Here is a 21,389-nt window from a genome sequence, read left to right as displayed (position 1 = left end):
GGTTGCTCCGTCCGGAGCCTGGTCTGCGGCTGCCATCAGGTAGCGCTCTGCCCCAGCAGCATCCGCACCTCGGCCGCAGTGACGACGCTGCCAGTGGCCAGCACCGCACCTGACATGCCTCCGTCGTCGGCCATCCCGGCAGCCAGGTCAAGCGCATCAGGCAGGTCGCGTATGACGCTGATCCGGTCTTCACCGAAATAGCCGAGCGCGATTTCGCCTAGACGTTGGGGTGAGACGGCTCGGGGTGAGGTTGTCCGAGTGAGCACGATGTGATCGAGCACTGGCTCCAAGAGCGCAATCATCGACTCTGCATCCTTTTCTGCCAGCACACCGATCACACCGACCAACCGGCCAAACATAAAGGACTCGCGCACAGCCTCAACCAGGGCTTCGACTCCTGCCGGGTTGTGTGCAGCATCGACCAGCACGGTCGGGCTACGACGCACGATTTCGAGACGTCCGGGCGAACTGAAGTTGGCGAAGGCCGAGCGAATGACCTCATCGGTCAGACGCTGCTCGCCACCACCGACAAACGCCTCAACCGCAGCCACCGCAATGGCGGCATTGTGCGCCTGGTGAGCGCCATAGAGCGGCATAAAGAGGTCGGTGTAGTCGCCAGCAAGCCCTCGCAACGAGAGCACCTGGCCGCCAACGGCCACTTCGCGCTCAAGCACGCCAAAGGCAACGCCCTCAGCCTGTAGCGATGCATCCTTTTCCTCGGTTTCGGCAGCGATGATCTCCATCACTTCGTGCGTCTGCACACCGGTGACCACCACAGCGTCGGGCTTGATGATGCCGACCTTTTCGGTCGCAATCGACTCCACGGTGTTGCCAAGCAGCCGGGTGTGGTCGATGGAGATTGGCGTCAAAACGCTCACCAAGCCGTCGGCCACGTTGGTGGCATCCCAGACTCCCCCAGACCAACCTCGACGACTGCGACATCGACGGGGGTGTCCGCAAAGGCTGCGTAAGCAACGCATACCAGGATCTCGAAGTAGGTCAGTTTAGGGCCACCATCGGCCACCGACTTTTCGTCCACGATCCGCACAAAGGGCAAGACGTCGTCGTAGGCGGCAAGGAATCGTTCGTGCGTGATCGACTCACCACCAATGGCGATGCGCTCGCGCAGATCGTGCAGATGAGGGCTGGTGAAACGACCGGTATTCAGGCCCATCTCAGCCAACATGGTCTCGATCATTCGAGCCGTCGACGTCTTGCCGTTCGTCCCAGTGATGTGGATGACGCCAAAGGTCTGTTGGGGGCTACCCATCAGATCCATCACCTCAGCGACGCGGTCCAGCGTCGGCTCAGGATTGTTCTCCGGCGTGCGCGCCAGGATCACTTCGGTGACCAAGGCCATCCGCAGTTTGAGGTCTTCTGCTGTTCCGCTCAGCGAGGGCACCACCGAGATAAGTAGGTCAACGGATCGATTGCCGTCGAGTGTTGCTGAAGAGCTAAAGCGCCCTTCCTTGGCCGGCGGCAGGGTGCACCGGCGCCAGCAGCGCCGAACTGCACAGTCAGGGTTTCCTTCATCACCAAGCCCTGGTGCTCATTCGCGGCTTGCCACACTCGTCGTCGCCGACCACGGTCAGGCTGATGCGGTCGCTGACGTTCAACTCAGCATCACGACGTGCTTGTTGCACCGCACGGATGAGGTCTCGGGCCAGGCCTTCTCGAGCCAGGTCATCCGTGACTTCGGTGTCCAACACGATGAAGCCACCACCCGGCAAGACCGCCGTTGCGCTACTGCCAGCGGCACCTTCGCCCGCCACCGTCTCCAGGGTGTATTCGCCCTCGACCAGAGCCAAGCCACCACTGGTCACAGTGCCGTCATCGGCCACCGACCAATCGCCGGACTTGCTGCCCTTGATGGCTTGCTGCACCTCGCGGCCAAGCCTCGGACCGGCGGCCCTCGCGTTAACCGTCAGGCGCTGCTCAACGCCGAAGTCCTGAGCGGAGGCGTCGTTGACGTCAACAACGCGGACATCGCGAACGTTGACTTCGTCCCGCAGCACGTCGGCCACCGACGTCAGACCAGCCGGGTTATCCACCGCAACCGTCAGCGAGGCCAACGGCAACCGCACCCGCAGGCCATCAGCCTTGCGCAGCGCCAATGTGGTCGAGCACACCGAGCGGACAGCATCCATCGCTGCCACCAACTCGGGGTCATTCGGCAGGTCGTCCGCGTCGGGCCAGTCGGCGAGGTGCACCGATTCGCCACCGGTCAACCCACGCCATACCTGCTCGGTGACGAGCGGGAGCAGCGGCGAAGCGACCCGGCACAGCGTCTCCAAAGCGGTGTACAGGGTGTCAAAGGCTTCGCTCGAAACGTCGCCGTTGGTGCCCCAGAAGCGCTCGCGTGACCGGCGGATGTACCAGTTCGTGAGTCCGTCGACATAGCCGCGCACGACATCGCAGGCACCGGAGATGTCATAAACATCCATCTTGGCCTGGACATCGGTGACCAGGTTGTGAGTCTTGGCCAACAGATAGCGGTCAAGTCGATGGGTCGACGCCGTCGACCACTTAGCCGTGTAGTTGGCAGCGCCGGCATACAAGCCGAAGAAGTACCAGGCGTTCCACAGCGGCATCACGACTTGGCGGACGCCTTCACGGATGCCTTGTTCGGTGACAACGAGGTTGCCGCCTCGCACCACCGGCGATGACATCAAGAACCAACGCATTGCGTCGGCGCCATCGCGGTCGAAGACCTCGTAGACATCCGGGTAGTTGCGCAGCGATTTAGACATCTTCTGACCATCGCTGCCCAGCACGATGCCGTGCACCAGGCAGGTCGAGAAGGCCGGCCGGTCAAAGAGCGCCGTCGACAGCACGTGCAGCGTGTAGAACCAGCCGCGAGTCTGCCCGATGTATTCGACGATGAAGTCAGCCGGGAAGTGGTTTTCAAACCAGTCGGCGTTTTCGAACGGGTAGTGCACCTGCGCATAGCTCATCGACCCAGAGTCAAACCAGACATCCAGGACGTCTTCAACGCGACGCATGGTCGACTTGCCTGTGGGGTCATCGGGGTTGGGCCGGGTCAGTTCGTCGACGAACGGACGGTGCAGGTCGGGCTCGCCCTGGTGGTTGCGCGGCAGGTCACCAAAGTCGGCTTCCAGCTCGGCAAAGAGCCATAGACATCAGTGCGTGGGTAGGCCGGGTCATCGGATCGCCACACCGGGATCGGGCTGCCCCAAAAACGGTTGCGCGAGATCGACCAGTCGCGGGCATTTTCTAGCCACTTGCCGAACTGACCATCCTTGACGTGCCCGGGCACCCAGGTGATGTCCTGGTTGAGCTCGACCATCCGGTCCTTGATCTTGGTGACCGCGACGAACCAACTCGACACCGCCTTGTAGATCAGCGGGCGGCGGCAACGCCAGCAGTGCGGGTATGGTGGTCATACGTTTCGCGGCGCAGCAAGACGGTGCCAGCACTCACCGAACCCGCGTCGCCCTCACCCTTGGTTGCGGCCTTGAGGTGCTCAATGACATGCGGGTTAGCGTCGAAGACCAGCTGGCCGAGGTATTCGTTGACCGGCGCGGTGAAGGCGCCATCGGGGCCAACGGGCATGACGGCTTCGATGCCCTCACGGTCGGTGACTTCCTTGTCCTCTTCGCCGAAGGCGCCAGCGCTGTGCACCAGGCCGGTGCCGTCGGTGGTCGTGACGAAGTCAGCTTCGACCACTCGGTGAGCGTTCTCGTGGCCTTGGTAGTAGGAAAACGGCGGGGTATAGCTCCGGCCCATCAGGTCAGAACCCTTGAGCCGTTCCACCACGACCGGCTCCTCCCCCAGCTCGCGGCTGTAGGCACCAAGCCGTGCTTCGGCGATGACGTATCGCTCAGTCGTGCCGGTGAAGTCACTCTCGACCACGACATAGTCGATATCGTTGTCCACCATGATCGCCAAGTTGGCGGGCAGGGTCCACGGCGTGGTGGTCCAGACGAGAGCCAACTCGCCGGTCTCCAGGCGCAGGCCCACGGTGACAGCTGGGTCCTGACGGATCTGATAAACGTCGTCGTCCATCCGCAACTCGTGGTTGGACAACGGCGTTTGGTCATTCCAGCAATACGGCAGGACGCGGTAACCCTCATAGGCCAAGCCCTTGTCGTACAACTCCTTGAATGCCCAGATGACCGATTCCATGTACTCCGGGTTCAGCGTCTTGTAGTCGCCCTCGAAGTCGACCCAACGAGCCTGCCTCGTGACATAGGCTTCCCAGTCATCGGTGTAGGCCAAGACGGACTCACGGCACTTGGCATTGAAGGCGTCGATCCCCAACTCGACAATTTCGTCCTTGGTTTTGATCTCCAACTGGCGCATCGCTTCGAGCTCGGCCGGCAGACCGTGGGTGTCCCAGCCAAAACGGCGCTCAACACGTGAGCCGCGCATGCTTTGGTAGCGAGGGACGATGTCTTTGATGTAGCCAGTCAGCAAGTGGCCGTAGTGCGGCAGGCCGTTGGCGAAGGGTGGGCCGTCATAGAAGACATACTCGTTGTCGCCGTTGTCACCGCCGTCGCGTTGATCAACGCTCTTGAAGAAGGTGCGGTGCTGCTCCCAGTAGTCCAGCACGCTGCGCTCGATCGCGGGCAACTGAGGCGAAGAGGTAAGGCCGAGGCCTGAGGTGTCTGCCTGCGGGTATGTCATCAGTGCTCTCCTGCGTGGTGACGTCATCTACACATCGGTCCACGAGGACGGCAATAGGCCGCGGTACCACCTCGCTTGTTGCTGCTTGCGCACCAACCACTCATTCACGGCGATAACGGGCCTACCCGTCCAGATCTACTGAGATGCCAGGGCATCCGTTCTGCTGGAAGCTCGCCGCTGATAACGGCTCAATTGCTGCTCTATCTATTATAGCGATCTCTCGCGGGTGGACAGACCACCAGCAGTCCAGATGCCACGGTCGGGACATGGCACGAACCTGAGACATGCCAAAGGGGCCAAGAGCAAATGCTCTCGGCCCCTTTAGGCATCCCGCGGGTGCGGGTCTAACTGATCAGATCAGATCTTGTCTGCTGCGATGTCCTTGTCCGAGTCGTCCAGACCCAGCTGGTACAGGCGGCCGCTTGCGCGGTCTGCCAGGTACTCGTTCATCTCGCGCTTGATTGTCGGGAGCATGAAGTACACACCCAGCAAGTTGATGAAGCCACAGATGAACAGGAAGGCGTCAGCCAAGTCGATGACGGTGCCGAAGGCCAGTGCACAACCGGCAACGGTCATGGTCAAGAAGACAATGCGGTAGACCGTGTTGCTGGTCTTGGACTCACCGAAGAGGTAGTTCCAAGCCTTGTTGCCGTAGTACGACCAGGTGATCAAGGTCGAGATGGCGAACAGCGAAACTGCGATGGCCAGCAGGATTGGGAACCAGGAGATAGCCGACTCGAATGCGTCGGAAGTAACTGCAACGCCGCCGCCGTACTCGGGTGCGTCGGTGCCAGCCTCGTTAGCGGCGAACACTGCTTCGCGCGTCTCGTTGTAGAAGGTGGTGTTGGCGATGATGATCGTCAGGGCGGTCATCGTGCAGATAACGACGGTGTCGATGAAGGGCTCGAAGAGTGCAACGAAGCCTTCCGAAACCGGACGACGGGTCTTCACAGCGGAGTGAGCAATCGGAGCCGAGCCGAGGCCAGCCTCGTTCGAGAAGGCTGCACGCTGCATACCAACGATGATCACACCGATGACACCACCGGTAACGCCCTCAGCGGTGAATGCACCGGAGAAGATTGCGCCGACTGCGGCGGGGATTTCGCCAGCGTTGCCCAAGATGACAACCAAGCAAGCCAGGACGTAGATACCGCCCATGAAGGGAACCAGGGTGCCGGTGACCTTACCGATGGACTTGATGCCACCGATGATGACCAAACCGATGATTGCTGCGAGCACGAGGCCGAAGACGATCGAGGCGCCGTCGCTAGCAATGAAGCTGTCTTCGCCACCGGTGACGGTCTTCATCTGCGAGTAGGTCTGGTTGGCCTGGAACATGTTTCCGCCAGCAACACCGAAGAACAGGATGGCAACGGCGAAGCTACCGGTCAGTGCGACGGCAACAGGCTTCGACAACTTGGCGAAGGCAACGGGGAGGTACTTGAAGGGGCCACCGGAAACGGTGCCGTCTTCGTAGACCGTGCGGTACTTCACGCCGAGGGTGCACTCAGCGAACTTAGTGGCCATACCAATGAGGCCAGCCAGGATCATCCAGAAGGTAGCGCCGGGGCCACCGAGGACGACGGCTGCACCCACACCAGCGATGTTTCCCAGACCGACCGTGCCGGAAACTGCGGAGGTCAACGCCTGGAAGTGGGGGATCTCGCCCGGGTCATCCGGCGAGGAGAACTTGCCACGGACAACCTCAGTCGCAACCTTGAGGCCGCGGAACTGAATGAAGCCAAAGTAGACGGTGAAGATCAAGCCTGCGCCGAGGAGCCAGACGACCACGAACGGCATAGGCAGGAAGCCAAGGTCAGAGAAGACGATGCCAGACACAAAGTCAGTGAAGGGGGTCACGAAGCCGTCAATACTGCCGGCAACCCTATCCAGGGCGGTTTCTTCGTCCTGCATAGGCAGGAACACGGGATGCGTAATCATGTTGGTCAGAACATCCCAGATCGCGCCACATATCAAGCACCTTTATCCCTTAGTGACCAAACCGTGACATTTGTCGGGAACAAAAATGCAAGATCGAACGTAAGCGACATTTTCGATTACAAATTCCCCCTCTCCCCGCCGCTTCCCAGACGACTCTATATGTCTGGGATAATCCCTCTATGACTAAGAGTGCCTCATCTTCAGCAAACTTGCGACCCATCGCCCTACCCGATCGCCCCAGTGTGGACGGCCTGGAGGCAAACTGGTCTGCGGTATGGGCTGAGCAAGGCACGTACGAGTTCGATCGTGAGCGTGCCTTGGCTGCTCCGCGCGAGCAGGTCTACAGCATTGACACACCCCCGCCGACAGCGAGTGGTTCGCTGCACGTGGGCCACGTGTTCTCCTACACCCACACTGATTGCCTGGCCCGCTACAAGCGAATGACCGGGCACTCAGTGTTTTATCCAATGGGCTGGGACGACAACGGGTTGCCAACTGAGCGCCGCGTCCAAAACTTCTACGGGGTTCGCGGAGATTCCTCACTGCCCTACCAGGATGACTTCGTGCCGCCGATGCGTGGCAGTGAAGACGGCTCGGGCAAAGCTCCGAAGATGCGCGATCAGCAACCGATTGCCCGCGCCAACTTCATTGAATTGTGCAACGAGCTCACGGTCCTGGACGAGGTCAAGTTCGAAGAGCTATGGCGCAAACTCGGCCTATCGGTTGACTGGTCGCTGACCTACCGCACAATTGATGACCGATCGCGGGCAGTCTCCCAGCAAGCCTTCTTGCGCAACCTGGCCCGCGGCGAGGCTTACCAGTCGCAGGCTCCGGGCTTGTGGGACGTGACGTTCCAGACTGCTGTCGCCCAAGCCGAGCTGGAAGCGCGCGACTATCCCGGCGCATACCACCGCATTGGCTTTAACCGCCCTGACGGCGGTGAGCCCGTGATGATCGAAACCACTCGCCCCGAGTTGATCCCGGCTTGCGTCGCTCTGGTGGCACATCCTGACGATGAGCGCTACCAAGACCTCTTCGGCACGACCGTCACCTCGCCGCTGTTTGGCATCGAGATCCCGGTGTATGCGCACTCGTTGGCTGAGAAGGACAAGGGCGCTGGCATCGCGATGTGCTGCACCTTCGGTGACTTGACCGACGTCACCTGGTGGCGCGAGTTGAGCCTGCCGACGCGACCCGTCATCTCCCGCGCCGGCCGCGTCATCCGCGAGACACCGGAGTGGATCGTGGGGTCAGCTGGTGAGGAGCTGTATGCCGAGGGCTTGGCTGGCAAGACCACCTTCAGCGCGCGTGAGGCCATTGTTGAAGCGTTGCGCGAGTCGGGCGACTTGGACGGCGAGCCTAAGAAGACGCAGCGCAAGGCCAACTTCTTTGAGAAGGGCGACAAGCCGCTCGAGATCGTCACCACTCGTCAGTGGTATATCCGCAATGGCGGCAAGGACACCGACCTACGCGCTGCCCTGGTTGAGCGCGGCGAAGAGGTCGAGTTCCACCCTCGTTTATGCGTGCGCGCTACAAAAACTGGGTTGAGGGCCTCAACGGCGACTGGTTGATCAGTCGTCAGCGCTTCTTCGGGGTCCCGATCCCGGTTTGGTATGGCCTGGACGCCGATGGCGAGATCGACCACGAAAAGATCCTGGTCCCGGATGAGGCATCGCTGCCGGTGGACCCGACCAGCCAGGCGCCAGCAGGCTACACCGAGGACCAGCGCAACCAGCCAGGCGGCTTCACCGGTGACCCCGATGTGATGGACACCTGGGCCACCTCGTCGCTATCGCCGCAGATCGCCACCGGTTGGCCGGTCGCGGAGCATGGCGACGGCACGATGGGCAATGACCGCGACCTGTTTAATGCAACGTTCCCCATGGACCTGCGCCCGCAAGGCCAAGACATCATCCGCACCTGGCTCTTTGCCACGGCCGTGCGCTCGCACCATGAGCACGGAGTTGCGCCGTGGAAGCACGCCAACATCAGCGGCTGGATCTTGGACCCGGACCGCAAAAAGATGTCCAAGTCGAAGGGCAACGCCCAGACACCTGAGGGCATGCTCGACAACCATGGCTCCGACGGTGTCCGCTATTGGGCCGCTTCGGGCCGCCTCGGCACCGACGCAGCATTCGACGAGGGCCAGATGAAGGTTGGCCGACGTCTGGCCATCAAGGCCCTTAACGCCAGCAAGTTTGCTCTCTCGATGGGGGCTGACGCTGATGGCAACCTGCCTGACCCGGCGCCGCTGGATGAACTAGTTGGCCGCATCCAGGCTCCGCTGGACCGCGCCGTCATCGCACGAGTGAGCGAAGTCGTCGAGGCTGCGACCAAGGCCTACGGGAACTCCGACCACACCAAGGCTCTCGAGGTCGCCGAAACGGCCTTCTGGACCTTCACCGACGACTACGTCGAACTGGTTAAGGAGCGGGCGTACGGATCGGTTGAGGGCCTATCGGAGGCAGACATCCAGTCAGCCCGGGCGACCTTGCTGGTTGCTCTCGACGTCTACATGCGTCTGCTGGCACCGGTGCTGGTCTTTGCCACCGAAGAGGTTTGGTCCTGGTGGCACACCGACTCCGTACACACTCAGCCTTGGCCCACAACTGCTGAGCTTGCTCCGGCAGCCGCTGGCGGGCAGAGCCGGATGCTTGACGTCGTCGGCCGCGCCCTGGCGGGTCTGCGTAAGGCAAAGTCCGAGGCCAAGGTCAAGATGCGCACCGAGATCACCGAAGCCACTGTCAGCGCTCCTGCCTCAGACCTTGATCTGGTGCAGCAGGCTGAGGTTGACCTCAAGGCGGCCGGAAAAGTCACTGGCGCTGTGACCTTCACTGCCAGCGATGAGTTCTCGGTGAGCGATGTCGCGTTGGTGCCGCCAGCCGAGGTCTAAACCAGCGCAGGACCAACTAGCCGATACGCAAAATGGCCCCGATTCAGCTGATCTGAATCGGGGCCATACTCATGTCTCAATTCTTAGGCGGATTCCTTGCGCTCGTCGCGTGAGTCAGCCTCAACGCCGCGGCGGACGATAGTCGGGTTGACGTTGTCCATGACAACCTCACGGGTGATCACGACCTTGGCGATGTCGTCTTCGCTGGGCACATCAAACATGACCGGCAGCAAGACCTCTTCCAAAATGGCGCGCAGGCCACGCGCACCGGTGTTGCGCAGCAGCGCCTGCTCTGCGATTGCAGCCAGAGCGTCGTCGCTGAACTGCAACTCCACGCCATCAATCTCGAACATCCGCTTGTATTGCTTGACGAGCGCATTGCGCGGCTCAGTGAGGATGTTGATGAGCGCATCGCTGTCCAGCGGCGAAACGCTAGCGATGACCGGAAGACGACCAATGAACTCGGGGATCAAGCCAAACTTCATCAGGTCCTCGGGCAAGACGTCCGCATAGCGGTCCATCGGTGCCTTGGCCTCTTGCAGGGTGGCGCCGAAGCCCAAGCCCTGCTTGCCCGCGCGGGCTTCCACCATCTTCTCTAGACCAGCGAAAGCGCCACCGACGATGAAGAGGACATTGCCGGTGTCGATCTGGATGAACTCCTGATGCGGGTGCTTACGTCCACCCTGTGGTGGCACCGAAGCCGTCGTGCCTTCAAGGATCTTCAACAGTGCCTGCTGCACGCCCTCGCCCGAAACATCCCGAGTGATCGAAGGGTTTTCGCTCTTGCGGGCAATCTTGTCGATCTCGTCGATGTAGATAATGCCGCTCTCGGCCTTCTTCACATCGAAGTCGGCCGCCTGGATCAACTTCAGCAGGATGTTCTCGACGTCTTCGCCGACATACCCGGCCTCAGTCAACGCCGTGGCATCAGCGATGGCGAACGGCACGTTCAGCATTCGCGCAAGAGTCTGAGCCAGGTAGGTCTTGCCACACCCCGTCGGGCCAATCAGCAAGATGTTGGACTTGGCGATCTCGACACCGTCGTCGCCCTGGCGCCCCTCACGCGCCTGCACACGCTTGTAGTGGTTGTAGACCGCAACAGCGAGCGAGCGCTTTGCGGAGTCTTGGCCAACGACATACTGCTGCAGGAATTCGTTAATCTCGCGAGGCTTGGGCAACTGCCCCAACCCGAGGTCCGAAGACTCAGCTAGCTCTTCCTCGATGATCTCGTTACACAGATCGATACATTCATCGCAGATGTAGACCATCGGTCCAGCAATGAGCTTTTTGACCTGCTTCTGGCTCTTTCCGCAGAAAGAACACTTCAGCAAATCGCTGCTCTCACCCATGCGTGCCACGCCACGATCCCTTCATCGAACGATGCGCGCGAATAGCCCCGCGCGCTTGAAGCCTGAGACGACGCTACATCGCCGAAGCCTTCTATTACAGGTTAAGCGCATCCACGGCGAGTGTGCGCCGATGCACCTACATGCGAACTGCTGGAACAGAACAGGTCGCAGAGCGAGATTCACTCTGCGACCTGTCTATGTCATGCGATCAGGCAGTTATTCACTCTTCGAGCGATGCCTTGCGCGACTGCAGCACCTGGTCGATCAAGCCATACTCCTTGGCCTGGTCGGCGGTCAGGATCTTGTCGCGCTCGATGTCCTTCTGGACAGCCTCGACGCTCTTGCCCGAGTGCTTGGCCCAGGTCTCCTCGAGCCAGGTACGCATCCGAAGAACCTCGTTGGCCTGGATCTCGATGTCGCTGGCCTGGCCATAGTCGCCGCCAGCCAACGCGGGCTGGTGGATCATCACACGGGCGTTCGGCAGCGCGTAACGCTTGCCCGGAGCGCCAGCAGCCAGCAGCACAGCGGCAGCCGAAGCAGCCTGGCCAATCACGAACGTCTGCACGTCGGGACGGATGTACTGCATGGTGTCGTAGATCGCCGTCAACGCGGTGAAGGAGCCACCTGGAGAGTTGATGTACATCAGGATGTCCCGGTCGGGGTCCTGGCTCTCCAGCACGATCAGCTGAGCGATGATGTCGTCTGCGGAAGCGTCGTCAACCTGGACACCCAGGAAGATGATGCGGTCTTCGAACAACTTGGTGTAGGGGTCCTGACGCTTGGTTCCATAAGCGGTGCGCTCTTCGAACTGCGGCAAGATGTAGCGGCTGCTAGGACCGGCCGGAGCCATGCCCTGCGCGCTCGCATAGGGGTTAGGAACGTGAGTCATGCGTTTCTCCACCTCTCTTCTTTTGGTCTCAGACCTGGGCGCCGGCGTCGACCGAGCGCTGGTTGACGTGGTCGACGAAGCCATACTCCATGGCCTCTGAAGCGGTGAACCAACGGTCTCGGTCGGAGTCAGATTCGATCTGCTCCTGGGTCTGGCCCGTGTGCTCAGCAATGAGCTCGGCCATCTGACGCTTGATGTGCAGCATCTGCTCGGCCTGGATCTTGATGTCGCTAGCCGTTCCACCGATGCCACCAGAAGGCTGGTGCATCATCACGCGAGCGTGCGGAGTGGCGTAACGCTTGCCCTTGGCTCCGGCCGACAGCAGGAACTGGCCCATGGATGCGGCCAGACCCATGGCCACAGTGGCCACGTCGTTCGGAATCCACTGCATGGTGTCGAAGATCGCCATACCAGCGGTCACCGACCCACCTGGGGAGTTGATGTAAAGGAAGATGTCAGCCTCGGGGTCCTCGGCAGACAAGAGCAGCAACTGGGCGCAGATCGCGTTGGCGTTGTCGTCGCGAACGTCCGAGCCCAAGAAGATGATGCGCTCCTTGAGTAGGCGGTTATAGATCTGGTCGTCCAGTCCGCCCATGGCGCGGTCGCCGGCTGACACGATCTCGGTGTTACTCATTCGTGCTCCCTTGCTTTCAAAGGTCGGGGTGCGCCGCCTAGACGGCGCCTCGTTAATGACACTAACGCTCGGTATGCCCGGTGCAGTCCCGAGATTGCCTCTTGTTCGCCCTGAGCGCACAACCGCCCGCCAGCGAGTGCTGACGGGCGGTTGTATTAGTGCTAATTCTCAGTGGTTCAGGCGTCCTTGGCCGGGGCCTCTTCGGAGGTCTCAACCTCGTCAGCAGCCTCGTCGGCCTCTTCGCCTTCTTCCAACTCGTTCAAGTCAACGACGTTGCCGTCGGTGTCCGTCACGGTGGCCTGCTCCAACACGTTGGCCAGCGCCTTGCGGCGGCCAACCTCAGTCACCATGGCTGGAACCTGGCCCTGCTGGTCGATCTGCTGGGCGAACTCGTTCGGGTTCATGCCGTACTGCTGAGCGGTCATCATGATGTATTCGATGAGCTCACCCTGGTCGACGTTGACGTCATTCTTTTCGACGAGAGCGTCGAGCAGGAACTGGGTCTTCATGGCACGGCGGGTCGAGGTGTCGACCTCAGCGCGGTGCTCATCGTCGTCCGAGCGGCTTTCCTTTTCGAGGTGGTTGTTGACCTCTTCTTCGACCAGGTTTTCTGGCAGGTCGATCTCGGTCATCTCGAGCATGGCGTCGAGCACCTTGTCGCGAGCCTGAATGCCCTGCTCGAACTTGACGCCCTGCTCAGCCTGCTTGACCAAGTCGGCCTGCAGTTCTTCCAGCGTGTCGAACTCGGAAGCCAACTGAGCAAACTCGTCGTCCAACTCGGGCAGCTCGCGCTCCTTGACGGACTGGAGCGTCACGACAACGTCGGCGTCCTGTCCGGCGCGGTCGCCACCAGCCAACGCGCTGACGAATTCAATGGTCTCGCCGGACTTGTGTCCGATGAGGGCCTCGTCCAGACCTTCCAGCATGTTGCCGGAGCCGATCTCGTAGGAGACGCCGGTGACCGAGTCGATCTCTTCGCCGTCGATGGTGGCGGACAGGTCGATGGAGGTGAAGTCGCCGTCGACGGCTGCGCGCTCGACGCCAACCAAGGTGCCAAGCGGGCACGCAGGCTGTCCATGCGGGTGGTGACGTCTTCGTCCTTGACTGCGACCGGGTCAACCTCGACCTCAAGGCCATCAAAGGCAGGAAGGTCGAACTTCGGCATGACGTCGACCTCGGCCTCGAACTTGAGGTCCTGGCCATCGTCCAGCGGCAACTCGGTGAAGTTCACCTCGGGCTGGCCGAGCGGCTTCAGCTCGTTCTCCTGCATGGCGTTCGTGTACAGCGTGGGCAGTGCTTCGTTCACTGCTTCCTGCACCACGGCGCCGCGGCCGAAACGCTGGTCAATGATTCGCGAAGGAACCTTGCCCTTGCGGAATCCTGGGATGTTGACCGAGTCAGCGATCTTCTTGTAGGCCGCGTCCATCTCGGACTTGAGGTCCGCTGAGGGCACCTCCACGGTCAACTTGACCCGGGTGGGGCTGAGGTTCTCGATGGCACTCTTCACTGCGTGGCACTCCAAGTCAGATTGGGTTGCGGCCGGGTGGCCGTCTGGTAATTCCTTCTAGGCATGCTAATCGGTCGGGGTAGACGGATTCGAACCGACGGCCTTCCGCTCCCAAAGCGGACGCGCTACCAAGCTGCGCCATACCCCGTGCAAACACGATCCCGATTTGGCAGAACGTGTGGTGCAGCGGCTACAGTAACGCCTCGGAGCCACATCAAGCACATCGGCTCCTTGCGGGTGTAGCTCAATGGTAGAGCCCCAGTCTTCCAAACTGGCCACGCGAGTTCGATTCTCGTCACCCGCTCCACTGCCTGAACGGCCCCCATACGACGATGTCCGTAGGGGGCTTTTCTTATGCCATAGGGGAGAAACGCTGGGCGAGAAGGAATCTCGACACACGGCGTCTCTTATGATTAGTTATTGGCAGAAAGCGATGAGAAATCGTCGATCCCCAGATAATAAGGAGAACCACATGGGTTTCATGGACAAGGCCAAGGACGCCTTCAACAACAACAAGGACAAGGCCACCGACGCCGTCAACGACCACGGCGACAAGATCGACTCCGGCCTGGACAAGGCTGCCAACTTCGCCGACGACAAGACTGGCGGCAAGTACTCCGACCAGATCAACTCCGGTGCAGACAAGGCCCGTGACGGCCTCGAGAACTTGGACGGCCAGCAGGACGGCGACTTGGGCGGGCAGGACAACAACGCAGGCAAGTAAGCCACGTCCCCTCTAGACCACGAGGCCCCCGGAGCATTGACTCTCGGGGGCCTCGTGTTTTTTGCCGTCTTGCTATGCAGGCAGGTCAGGCAGGGTGCCATCGCTCACATAGGCGTCCATCATGTCGATGCGTCGCTGGTGACGCTCCTCGCCAGTGAACTCGGTCGCCAAGAAAGTCGAAACAATCTCATGGGCTTCCTCGATGGTGTTCATCCGAGCGCCAATCGAGACAATCTGAGCGTTGTTGTGCAACCGCGACAGCTCAGCCAATTCGGCGTTATAGGCCAATGCCGCCCGAATGCCCGCAACCTTGTTGGCGGCAATTTGCTCGCCGTTGCCTGAACCACCCAACACAACCCCGAGTGAGCCAGGGTCCCCAGCCACTCCTTCCGCGGCACGCAGCACGAAAACCGGGTAGTCATCCACCGCGTCGTACTCGGCCGGCCCGTGGTCAATGACTTCGTGACCCTGCTCAGCCATCCAGGCAACAAGGTCTCGCTGCAACTCAAAAGCAGCGTGGTCTCCGCCAATGTGTACGCGCATTTTTAGGCTCCTTCGTGGATTCAGCACTGCAAGTGGCACCATCGTGGCATCACATCCTTCACCTATCTTGAGGCCACGTAATGCCCGGCACCAATTTGTCCCGCGCTGAAGCCCAAGAACGTGCGGCTCTGATCGACGTCGTTTCCTACGACGTCGACCTAGACCTCACCGCTGGCTCCGAAACATTCGGCACGCGCACCACGGTGGTTTTCACCGCAGCCGAAGTTGGCACCGCCACCTTTATCGACCTGATTGCTGACTCGATCAGCAGCATTGATCTCAATGGCACCGCCCTCGACCCAGCCACCGCATACCGCGATAGCCGGATTGAAATGTCCGACTTGCAGGCAGAGAACACACTGACGATCGACGCCGTCGGCAACTACATGAACACCGGCGAGGGGTTGCACCGCTTCGTTGACCCGGCAGATGGTGAGGTTTATCTCTACACCCAGTTTGAGGTCCCCGACAGTCGTCGGATGTTCGCCGTTTTCGAGCAGCCTGACCTCAAAGCCACCTTCACCTTCCATGTGACTGCACCTGCACACTGGCAGGTGATCAGCAACGAGCCAACGCCGGAGGCCATCGCAGCCCCGAACGCAGCCAACGCTGATGGCATCGAAGTTGCCCGCTGGGAGTTCCCCGCGACCCCGCGCATTTCCTCGTACATCACCGCACTGATCGCCGGTCCGTATGACGTGGTCCGCGATGAGGTCACCTCCACTGCCGGCACGGTCCCGTTGGGTGTCTTCTGCCGCAAGAGCCTGCGTCCGCACCTGGACCCAGAGAACATCATGAACATCACCAAGGCCGGCTTCGCCTTCTTTGAGGCCGAGTTTGCCCACGCCTATCCGTTCACTAAGTACGACCAGATCTTCACCCCCGAATACAACATGGGCGCGATGGAGAACGCTGGCGCGGTCACCATTGTCGAGGACTACGTCTTCCGCTCTAAGGTCACCGATGCGATCGTTGAGCGCCGCGCGCTAACGATCCTGCACGAGTTGGCCCACATGTGGTTCGGCGACTTGGTCACGATGAAGTGGTGGGACGATCTGTGGTTGAACGAGTCATTCGCCGAGTGGGCTTCCACCACCGCCCAGGCTGAAGCCACCGAGTGGGAACAGGCCTGGACGACCTTCGCTACCTCGGAAAAGGCCTGGGCCTACCGACAGGACCAGCTGTCCTCAACTCACCCGGTCGCAGCCGACATGGTGGACTTGGCCGCCGTTGAGGTGAACTTTGACGGCATCACGTATGCCAAGGGGCCTCTGTCCTAAAGCAGCTTGTCGCTTATGTCGGCCGCGAGCCCTTCCGCGATGGTCTTCGGGCCTATTTCGCCAAGCATGCGTGGGGCAACACCACCCTGGCTGAACTGCTGGTTGAGCTAGAAGCGACATCGGGTCGTGACTTGAAGCCATGGTCGAAACTGTGGCTGGAGACAGCCGGAGTTAACACCCTCTCGCCCAAGGTGGAGACCGACGCAGCAGGCGTCATCACCTCTGCTTCGATTGAGCAGACTGCGCCGGAGGACTTCCCGACACTGCGCCCCCACCGCCTCGCTGTGGGTTGCTACATGATGGCCGAGGGCAACTGGAGCGCACGGAGCGCCTTGAGTTGGACATCGACGGCGCCAGCACGCCAGTTGACGGCCTCGTCGGCTTGCAGATGCCTGACTTGCTGCTGGTCAACGATGATGACCTCGCCTACGGCAAGATCCGCCTTGACGACCGCTCGCTAAAGACGGCTCTGGCCGATCCTCGCGCGCTCACCGAGTCACTCCCCGCGCCTTGGTGCTGGGCGCCGCTTGGGACATGACGCGTGACGCCCAGATGGCTGCTAGCGACTATGTTAGCCTGGTTGTCAGGGCTCTACCTGGCGAATCGGACTCGACGCTGTTGCGCGTTCTGTTGGGTCAGGTGAGCACGGCCGCCTCGGTCTACACCGACCCGGCCAACCGAGCATCAGTTTTGGCCGAATTGGTCACCGGCTTGCGCGAGGCTGCCTGGTCTGCCGAGCCCGGGAGCGACGCTCAGTTGCAACTGGTGACTGCCTGGGCCTCATTGGCTTCAAGCGCCGATGACGTGCAGCGGCTCAAGGGCCTGCTGAGCGGCGAGACGCCACTCGAAGGCCTGGAGACCGATCAGGACATGCGCTGGGCGCTGTTGACCGCTCTGGTGGCCGCTGGAGCCGCCAGTGAGGACGATGTCGCTGCAGAGCGCGAGCGAGACAACACCGCTACCGGCCGCGAAAAGCTGCGCGCGCCCTGGCGGCCCGCCCGAGTGCAGCAGCCAAGGAAGAGACCTGGGTTGCCGCGGTCGAGGAGAAGGGCCTGCCGAACGCGGTCACTGCTTCCATGGCCCTGGGCTTTGGCCGAGTGCATGACAAGGAGTTGCTGCGCCCGTTCGTTGATCGCTACTTCGCCATCATTGGCGAGGTGTGGGAGAGCCGGACGCTGCATATCGCTGAGGGTCTCGCCGTCGGGTTCTTCCCGCTGGCCCTGGCTGACCAGTCTGTGTTGGATGCAACGCAGGGATGGCTGGACACCAACCCTCAGGCTCCCAGTGGTCTGCGCCGCACGGTCGCCGAAAACCGCGACACCTTGGTGCGCGCCTTGGCTGCTCAGGCTGCGGACGCACCGACTGGCTAACTAGCACAAGCGCATAGCGAAGGCCCTCATCACTCCACCTGGACTGATGAGGGCCTTCGTCATACCTGCTTGGGTATGCGGGGTGCTGGCTTAGGAGCGGCGCGAGACCGTTCGTGCCAACCGTCGCGCCGACCGATAGCTAAACAGCTCATCCAGCAAGACTGGCCGACCATGCGGACCAGCGAGCGGGACGCGCCAGTTCGGGTACTCCTCATCGGTCCCTGGCTGGTTGATGATGCGCCGGTCTTGGGCCAAGTCCGAAACGCTGACACCAAGCAGTCGAGCAGGAGACCAGGTCAAGTAGCGGTGTAGCGCCTCCACCTGTTCGGCGATCCCGGCACCATCGCGCAGCAAGCCACGGTCACGCAGTTGCTGCAGCACTTCTTCGCGGGCGGCTTCGTCTTCGGCGCGCTCTTCCTCAATCGGGCGGGTCAGCAAATTGAGGCTGGACCGCAGGTCAAGGTGCACCCCGGTGAGGTAGCCCGCCGTTGGCGGCAGGTCGTGGGTTGTCACGGTTGCAAGACACAACTCGCGATAGCGCTCCGGCGCGATCGGGCCGTCCTGATCCCGCTCGAACCACAGAATCGAGGTGCCAAAGATGCCCCGGTCACGCAAGTAGTCGCGAACCCATGGCTCGACCGTGCCTAGGTCTTCTCCAACGATGACGGCTCCGGCCCGCTGAGCCTCCAGCATCAGGATGCCGATCATCGCGTCGTGGTCGTAGCGGACATAGGTGCCGTCCTTGGCCTGGAGCCCTTCAGGGATCCACCAGAGGCGAAAGAGTCCAATGACGTGGTCTACCCGCAAGCCACCGGCGTCACGCAGCACGTTGTGCAGCATTTCGCGATAGGGGCCATAGGCCGATTCGGCCAACTTGTCGGGGCGCCACGGCGGCTGGGACCAGTCTTGCCCCAGTTGGTTGTACTGATCGCTGGGTGCGCCCACCGTGACGCCTCGCGCGAGCGCATCGCCCAAGCTCCAAGCATCAGCACCGTTGGGGTGAACGCCGACGGCCAGGTCGTGCATGACCCCGATCTCCATACCGGTGTCGAGCAGGTCCTTTGCACGGTGCTGAGCTGTTCGCCCAAAATCCATTGCATCCACAGGTGGAACTCAATCTCGCGGTCGTGCTTTTCACGGAAGGAGTCCACGGCATGCGAGCGCGGGTCCTGCAGGTCGGTTGGCCACCCGTGCCAGTCGGGCCCGTGAGTGGTGAAGATGACGGCCCAGGTGGCGTAGTCGATCAGGCTCTGGCCTTCGCGCTCAACGTAGGCGTGGAAGGCCCGCTCGCGCCGCAGGGAGCGGGGCTGCTTGAAGACCAACCGGAGAGCTGCCTCCTTGGCGATCCAGCACGCGTCGCGCTCAAGGAAATCAAGCTCAAGGAAGCGCTTGGCGTCGTCAGAGTGCCACTCGACCAACTGCCGCTCCGCAGCGGACAGGTAGCCAACTTCGGGCACGTCTTCGACCCGAATGTAGAGCGGGCTGACGAATCGGCGTGATGTCGGCAAGTAGGGCGAGGGCTCAAGCGGGGTCTCTGGCTCAGCCGCATGCAGCGGGTTGACCAGGACGAAGTCAGCACCCAGGCCGGCAGCCCAGGCTCCGGCATCACCGAGATCGGCGAGGTCGCCGATGCCCCAAGAGTTGGCCGAGCGCATCGCATACAACTGGGTCATCAAGCCCCAACGCTGAGTGCCCTCTTGGCTCAGCGCTGGATGCAGATCTGGTTGCGCGGATAGATCACCACGGTCATTGAGGAGGCCTCGCCACCCTCAGTGGGCCGCGCGACAATCTTGTGCCACCCAAGTGGCAGGTCTTCCGGGATTGTCAGCAAGACCTTGACCTTGGTCTGCCCATCGATCTCACGGGTCTCGTGATCGCCTTCGACGATGCGCAGGGCGCGCTCCTCCCCCGACTCCAAGATGATGCGTGCGCTCACGGTGACGCCCTCGTTGAGGTGCACCGGCACAATTGACCGCTCCCCCAACGGCATCGTCTTGACCGGCGGCAACACCCGATGCCAAGGCTTTTCACTGAGCGCTGCCAAGGCTTCGCTCACTGATTCTTCGGTCGATGCGTCCACGTCCAGCGCAGAGAGCACCGCCCGGATGGCGTCCGCAGAGACCTGGGTGTGATTGCCCTGCCAGTCCCAAAATTCGGTGGCAACGCTGTAAGCATGGGCCAATTCAGCCAGGCTCGCGGGGAGGGAATCAGTCACGAAGAAGCCTTTCGATGAATGTTAATACCGTGCTGCTGGGCCTCAGTCTGTCACTTACCGACCAACTCTTTTGCCAGAATGGGCGGCATGCCGTTTAACACTATGGACGAGTTCTTGGTCTGGTTGCTCGACGCACCGCTGCGGATTCTGATCATCATCTTCGGGGCGATCATCTTGCGTTGGCTGGTTCACCGGTCAATCGGTCAGATTGAGAAGTCAGCCGTCTCCCGAGCCGAAAAGCGCCCTGGACGCCTCGACCGCCTCATGAAGGTCGACCCCAATGACCTCGAGCGCCGGCGCCAGCGCGCGCTCACCCTGGGGTCATTGCTGCGCAGTCTCAGCACCTTTGGGATCGGCTTGGTCGCTGTCCTGATGGTGATGTCTGAGTTTGGCCTTCCGCTCGGCCCACTCCTGGCTTCTGCGGGTGTGGGCGGTGTGGCGCTTGGCTTTGGTGCACAGTCACTGGTGAAGGACTTCCTCTCCGGCGTTTTCATGATCATTGAGGACCAGTACGGCGTCGGCGATGTGATCGACACAGGAGAGGCCACCGGCACTGTCGAAGAAGTGGGCCTGCGCATCACTCGGCTTCGGGACGCCACCGGGGTGGTGTGGTTCATCCGCAACGGAGAGATCCTGCGGATCGGCAACAAGAGCGAAGGCTGGGCAGCGGCGCTCATCGACATCCCCGTCAGTTATGAAGAAGAGCCTGCCGAGGTTATCGACATTCTGGAGAAGGTCGTCGACGCGGTCTATGGCGATGAGGCTTGGCACCACAAGTTCGTTGAGCGCCCCGATGTGGTTGGAGTTGAATCTGTCTCCGGGGGCGTGATGACAGTCCGCATTGTGGCCAAGTGCTACCCCGGTGAGCAGTGGGCCATTCCACGCGTCATGCGTCAGCGAGCCAAAGATCAACTTGATGCGGCCGGCGTGAAGGGCCCGCAGATCAACCCATTCGGCGCCCAAACAACCCAGTGATGCGAGACTGACTCAGTGAGTGAACAGACCCCCGAAACACCTCAGACGTACTACGAACGCGTGGGCGGGCACGAAACCTTCGCCAAGTTGGTGCGCGAGTTTTACCGAGGCGTTGCTGGCGACCCTCCGCTGCGAGAGATGTACCCAGAAGCAGATTTGGCTCCGGCCGAGCAAAGGTTCTTGATGTTCCTTGAGCAGTACTGGGGCGGGCCAAAGACCTACAGCGAACAGCGGGGGCACCCGCGCCTGCGCATGCGCCACGGGCCCTTCGTGGTGACCCCGAAGCAACGCGATCGCTGGATGTTCCACATGTCCAATGCCATCGACTCCATTGATCTGGATCCGATGGATGAAGAGCTCATGCGGTCCTACATGACCAATGCCGCCAACTTCATGATCAACTCCCCCGATCTGGACTAGAG

12 protein-coding genes, 2 tRNA genes and 5 pseudogenes are annotated in these 21,389 nt (G+C 61.3%); 6 read left to right on the top strand and 13 right to left on the bottom strand.

Translation table 11 applies throughout. The annotated features are described in order from the left end of the window. Positions 1-35: 35 nt before the first annotated feature. The 4 genes and pseudogenes from L0A91_RS17990 to L0A91_RS01185 form a co-directional block, all read right to left on the bottom strand. The gene (locus L0A91_RS17990) at positions 36-893 is read right to left on the bottom strand and encodes a glutamate ligase domain-containing protein (protein ID WP_311197923.1); all 858 of its coding nucleotides are present in this window, start codon (positions 891-893) and stop codon (positions 36-38) included. Next, on the bottom strand, positions 875-1,405 hold the full coding sequence (locus L0A91_RS17985) for a Mur ligase family protein (RefSeq protein ID WP_311197922.1): 531 nt from the start codon (positions 1,403-1,405) through the stop codon (positions 875-877). Before L0A91_RS17985 ends, L0A91_RS17990 begins: the two co-directional genes overlap by 19 nt. After that, positions 1,390-4,647 (bottom strand): annotated as a pseudogene (gene ileS / locus L0A91_RS01190) (isoleucine--tRNA ligase). Before ileS ends, L0A91_RS17985 begins: the two are co-directional and overlap by 16 nt. A 357-nt stretch (positions 4,648-5,004) precedes the next feature. After that, positions 5,005-6,588 carry a sodium:alanine symporter family protein gene (locus L0A91_RS01185; protein WP_235245496.1) on the bottom strand — a complete coding sequence of 528 codons (1,584 nt, stop codon included), beginning with the start codon at positions 6,586-6,588 and terminating at the stop codon, positions 5,005-5,007. A gap of 179 nt (positions 6,589-6,767) precedes the next feature. Here L0A91_RS01185 and valS point away from each other — a divergent pair. Then, a pseudogene (gene valS, locus L0A91_RS17980) lies at positions 6,768-9,481 on the top strand (valine--tRNA ligase). A gap of 83 nt (positions 9,482-9,564) precedes the next feature. Here the strand turns inward: valS and clpX are convergent. From clpX to L0A91_RS01150, 6 genes and pseudogenes are all read right to left on the bottom strand, one after another. Then, the gene (clpX, locus tag L0A91_RS01170) at positions 9,565-10,839 is read right to left on the bottom strand and encodes an ATP-dependent Clp protease ATP-binding subunit ClpX (RefSeq protein WP_311197921.1); all 1,275 of its coding nucleotides are present in this window, start codon (positions 10,837-10,839) and stop codon (positions 9,565-9,567) included. A 211-nt stretch (positions 10,840-11,050) separates the two neighbouring features. Beyond that, complete coding sequence (locus L0A91_RS01165; RefSeq protein WP_311197920.1) at positions 11,051-11,719, bottom strand: ATP-dependent Clp protease proteolytic subunit; 669 nt, start codon at positions 11,717-11,719, stop codon at positions 11,051-11,053. Between the two features lie 28 nt (positions 11,720-11,747). Next, positions 11,748-12,353, bottom strand: coding sequence for an ATP-dependent Clp protease proteolytic subunit (locus tag L0A91_RS01160; RefSeq protein ID WP_235245493.1), 606 nt, complete (start codon positions 12,351-12,353; stop codon positions 11,748-11,750). 176 nt (positions 12,354-12,529) lie between these two features. After that, positions 12,530-13,402 (bottom strand): trigger factor, encoded by an 873-nt coding sequence (tig, locus tag L0A91_RS01155; RefSeq protein WP_311197919.1) that lies wholly within the window; start codon positions 13,400-13,402, stop codon positions 12,530-12,532. A gap of 80 nt (positions 13,403-13,482) precedes the next feature. Continuing rightward, positions 13,483-13,806, bottom strand: a pseudogene (locus L0A91_RS17975) (trigger factor); the annotation flags it as partial. Positions 13,807-13,934: 128 nt separating this feature from the next. Further along, positions 13,935-14,008: transfer RNA gene (locus tag L0A91_RS01150), tRNA-Pro, on the bottom strand. A gap of 85 nt (positions 14,009-14,093) precedes the next feature. Here L0A91_RS01150 and L0A91_RS01145 point away from each other — a divergent pair. Together L0A91_RS01145 and L0A91_RS01140 are read left to right on the top strand one after the other, a co-directional pair. Continuing rightward, positions 14,094-14,167, top strand: a tRNA-Gly gene (locus L0A91_RS01145). Positions 14,168-14,332: 165 nt separating this feature from the next. Next, the gene (locus L0A91_RS01140) at positions 14,333-14,584 is read left to right on the top strand and encodes an antitoxin (RefSeq protein WP_235245492.1); all 252 of its coding nucleotides are present in this window, start codon (positions 14,333-14,335) and stop codon (positions 14,582-14,584) included. Positions 14,585-14,656: 72 nt separating this feature from the next. Here L0A91_RS01140 and L0A91_RS01135 read toward each other — a convergent pair whose 3' ends face one another. Then, on the bottom strand, positions 14,657-15,127 hold the full coding sequence (locus L0A91_RS01135; protein WP_235245491.1) for a ribose-5-phosphate isomerase: 471 nt from the start codon (positions 15,125-15,127) through the stop codon (positions 14,657-14,659). A gap of 80 nt (positions 15,128-15,207) precedes the next feature. Here L0A91_RS01135 and pepN point away from each other — a divergent pair. Then, positions 15,208-17,777 (top strand): annotated as a pseudogene (gene pepN, locus L0A91_RS01130) (aminopeptidase N). A 90-nt stretch (positions 17,778-17,867) separates the two neighbouring features. On the opposite strand, the pseudogene malQ reads toward pepN, so the two are convergent. Both malQ and L0A91_RS17970 read right to left on the bottom strand, forming a co-directional pair. Further along, positions 17,868-19,432, bottom strand: a pseudogene (gene malQ, locus L0A91_RS01125) (4-alpha-glucanotransferase). A gap of 47 nt (positions 19,433-19,479) precedes the next feature. Then, on the bottom strand, positions 19,480-19,992 hold the full coding sequence (locus L0A91_RS17970) for a hypothetical protein (protein ID WP_311197918.1): 513 nt from the start codon (positions 19,990-19,992) through the stop codon (positions 19,480-19,482). 87 nt (positions 19,993-20,079) lie between these two features. Between L0A91_RS17970 and L0A91_RS01120 the strand changes: the two genes are divergently transcribed. Together L0A91_RS01120 and L0A91_RS01115 are read left to right on the top strand one after the other, a co-directional pair. Then, positions 20,080-20,967 (top strand): mechanosensitive ion channel domain-containing protein, encoded by an 888-nt coding sequence (locus L0A91_RS01120; RefSeq protein WP_235245490.1) that lies wholly within the window; start codon positions 20,080-20,082, stop codon positions 20,965-20,967. Between the two features lie 15 nt (positions 20,968-20,982). Then, positions 20,983-21,387 carry a globin gene (locus L0A91_RS01115; protein ID WP_235245489.1) on the top strand — a complete coding sequence of 135 codons (405 nt, stop codon included), beginning with the start codon at positions 20,983-20,985 and terminating at the stop codon, positions 21,385-21,387. The last annotated feature ends 2 nt before the right edge of the window (positions 21,388-21,389 follow it).

Source organism: Ornithinimicrobium sp. INDO-MA30-4, from assembly GCF_021535045.1.
GTDB lineage: Bacteria > Actinomycetota > Actinomycetes > Actinomycetales > Dermatophilaceae > Ornithinicoccus.
The sequence above is the reverse complement of the archived record's forward strand: the minus strand, read 5'-3'. Positions and strand labels throughout refer to the sequence as shown.

Coding starts and splice junctions, on each gene's coding strand:
- L0A91_RS01135 (WP_235245491.1), bottom strand. CDS start 15,127: ATGCGCGTACACATTGGCGGAGACCACGCTGCTTTTGAGTTGCAGCGA.
- L0A91_RS01165 (WP_311197920.1), bottom strand. CDS start 11,719: ATGACTCACGTTCCTAACCCCTATGCGAGCGCGCAGGGCATGGCTCCG.
- L0A91_RS01160 (WP_235245493.1), bottom strand. CDS start 12,353: ATGAGTAACACCGAGATCGTGTCAGCCGGCGACCGCGCCATGGGCGGA.
- L0A91_RS01120 (WP_235245490.1), top strand. CDS start 20,080: ATGCCGTTTAACACTATGGACGAGTTCTTGGTCTGGTTGCTCGACGCA.
- L0A91_RS01185 (WP_235245496.1), bottom strand. CDS start 6,588: ATGATTACGCATCCCGTGTTCCTGCCTATGCAGGACGAAGAAACCGCC.
- L0A91_RS01140 (WP_235245492.1), top strand. CDS start 14,333: ATGGGTTTCATGGACAAGGCCAAGGACGCCTTCAACAACAACAAGGAC.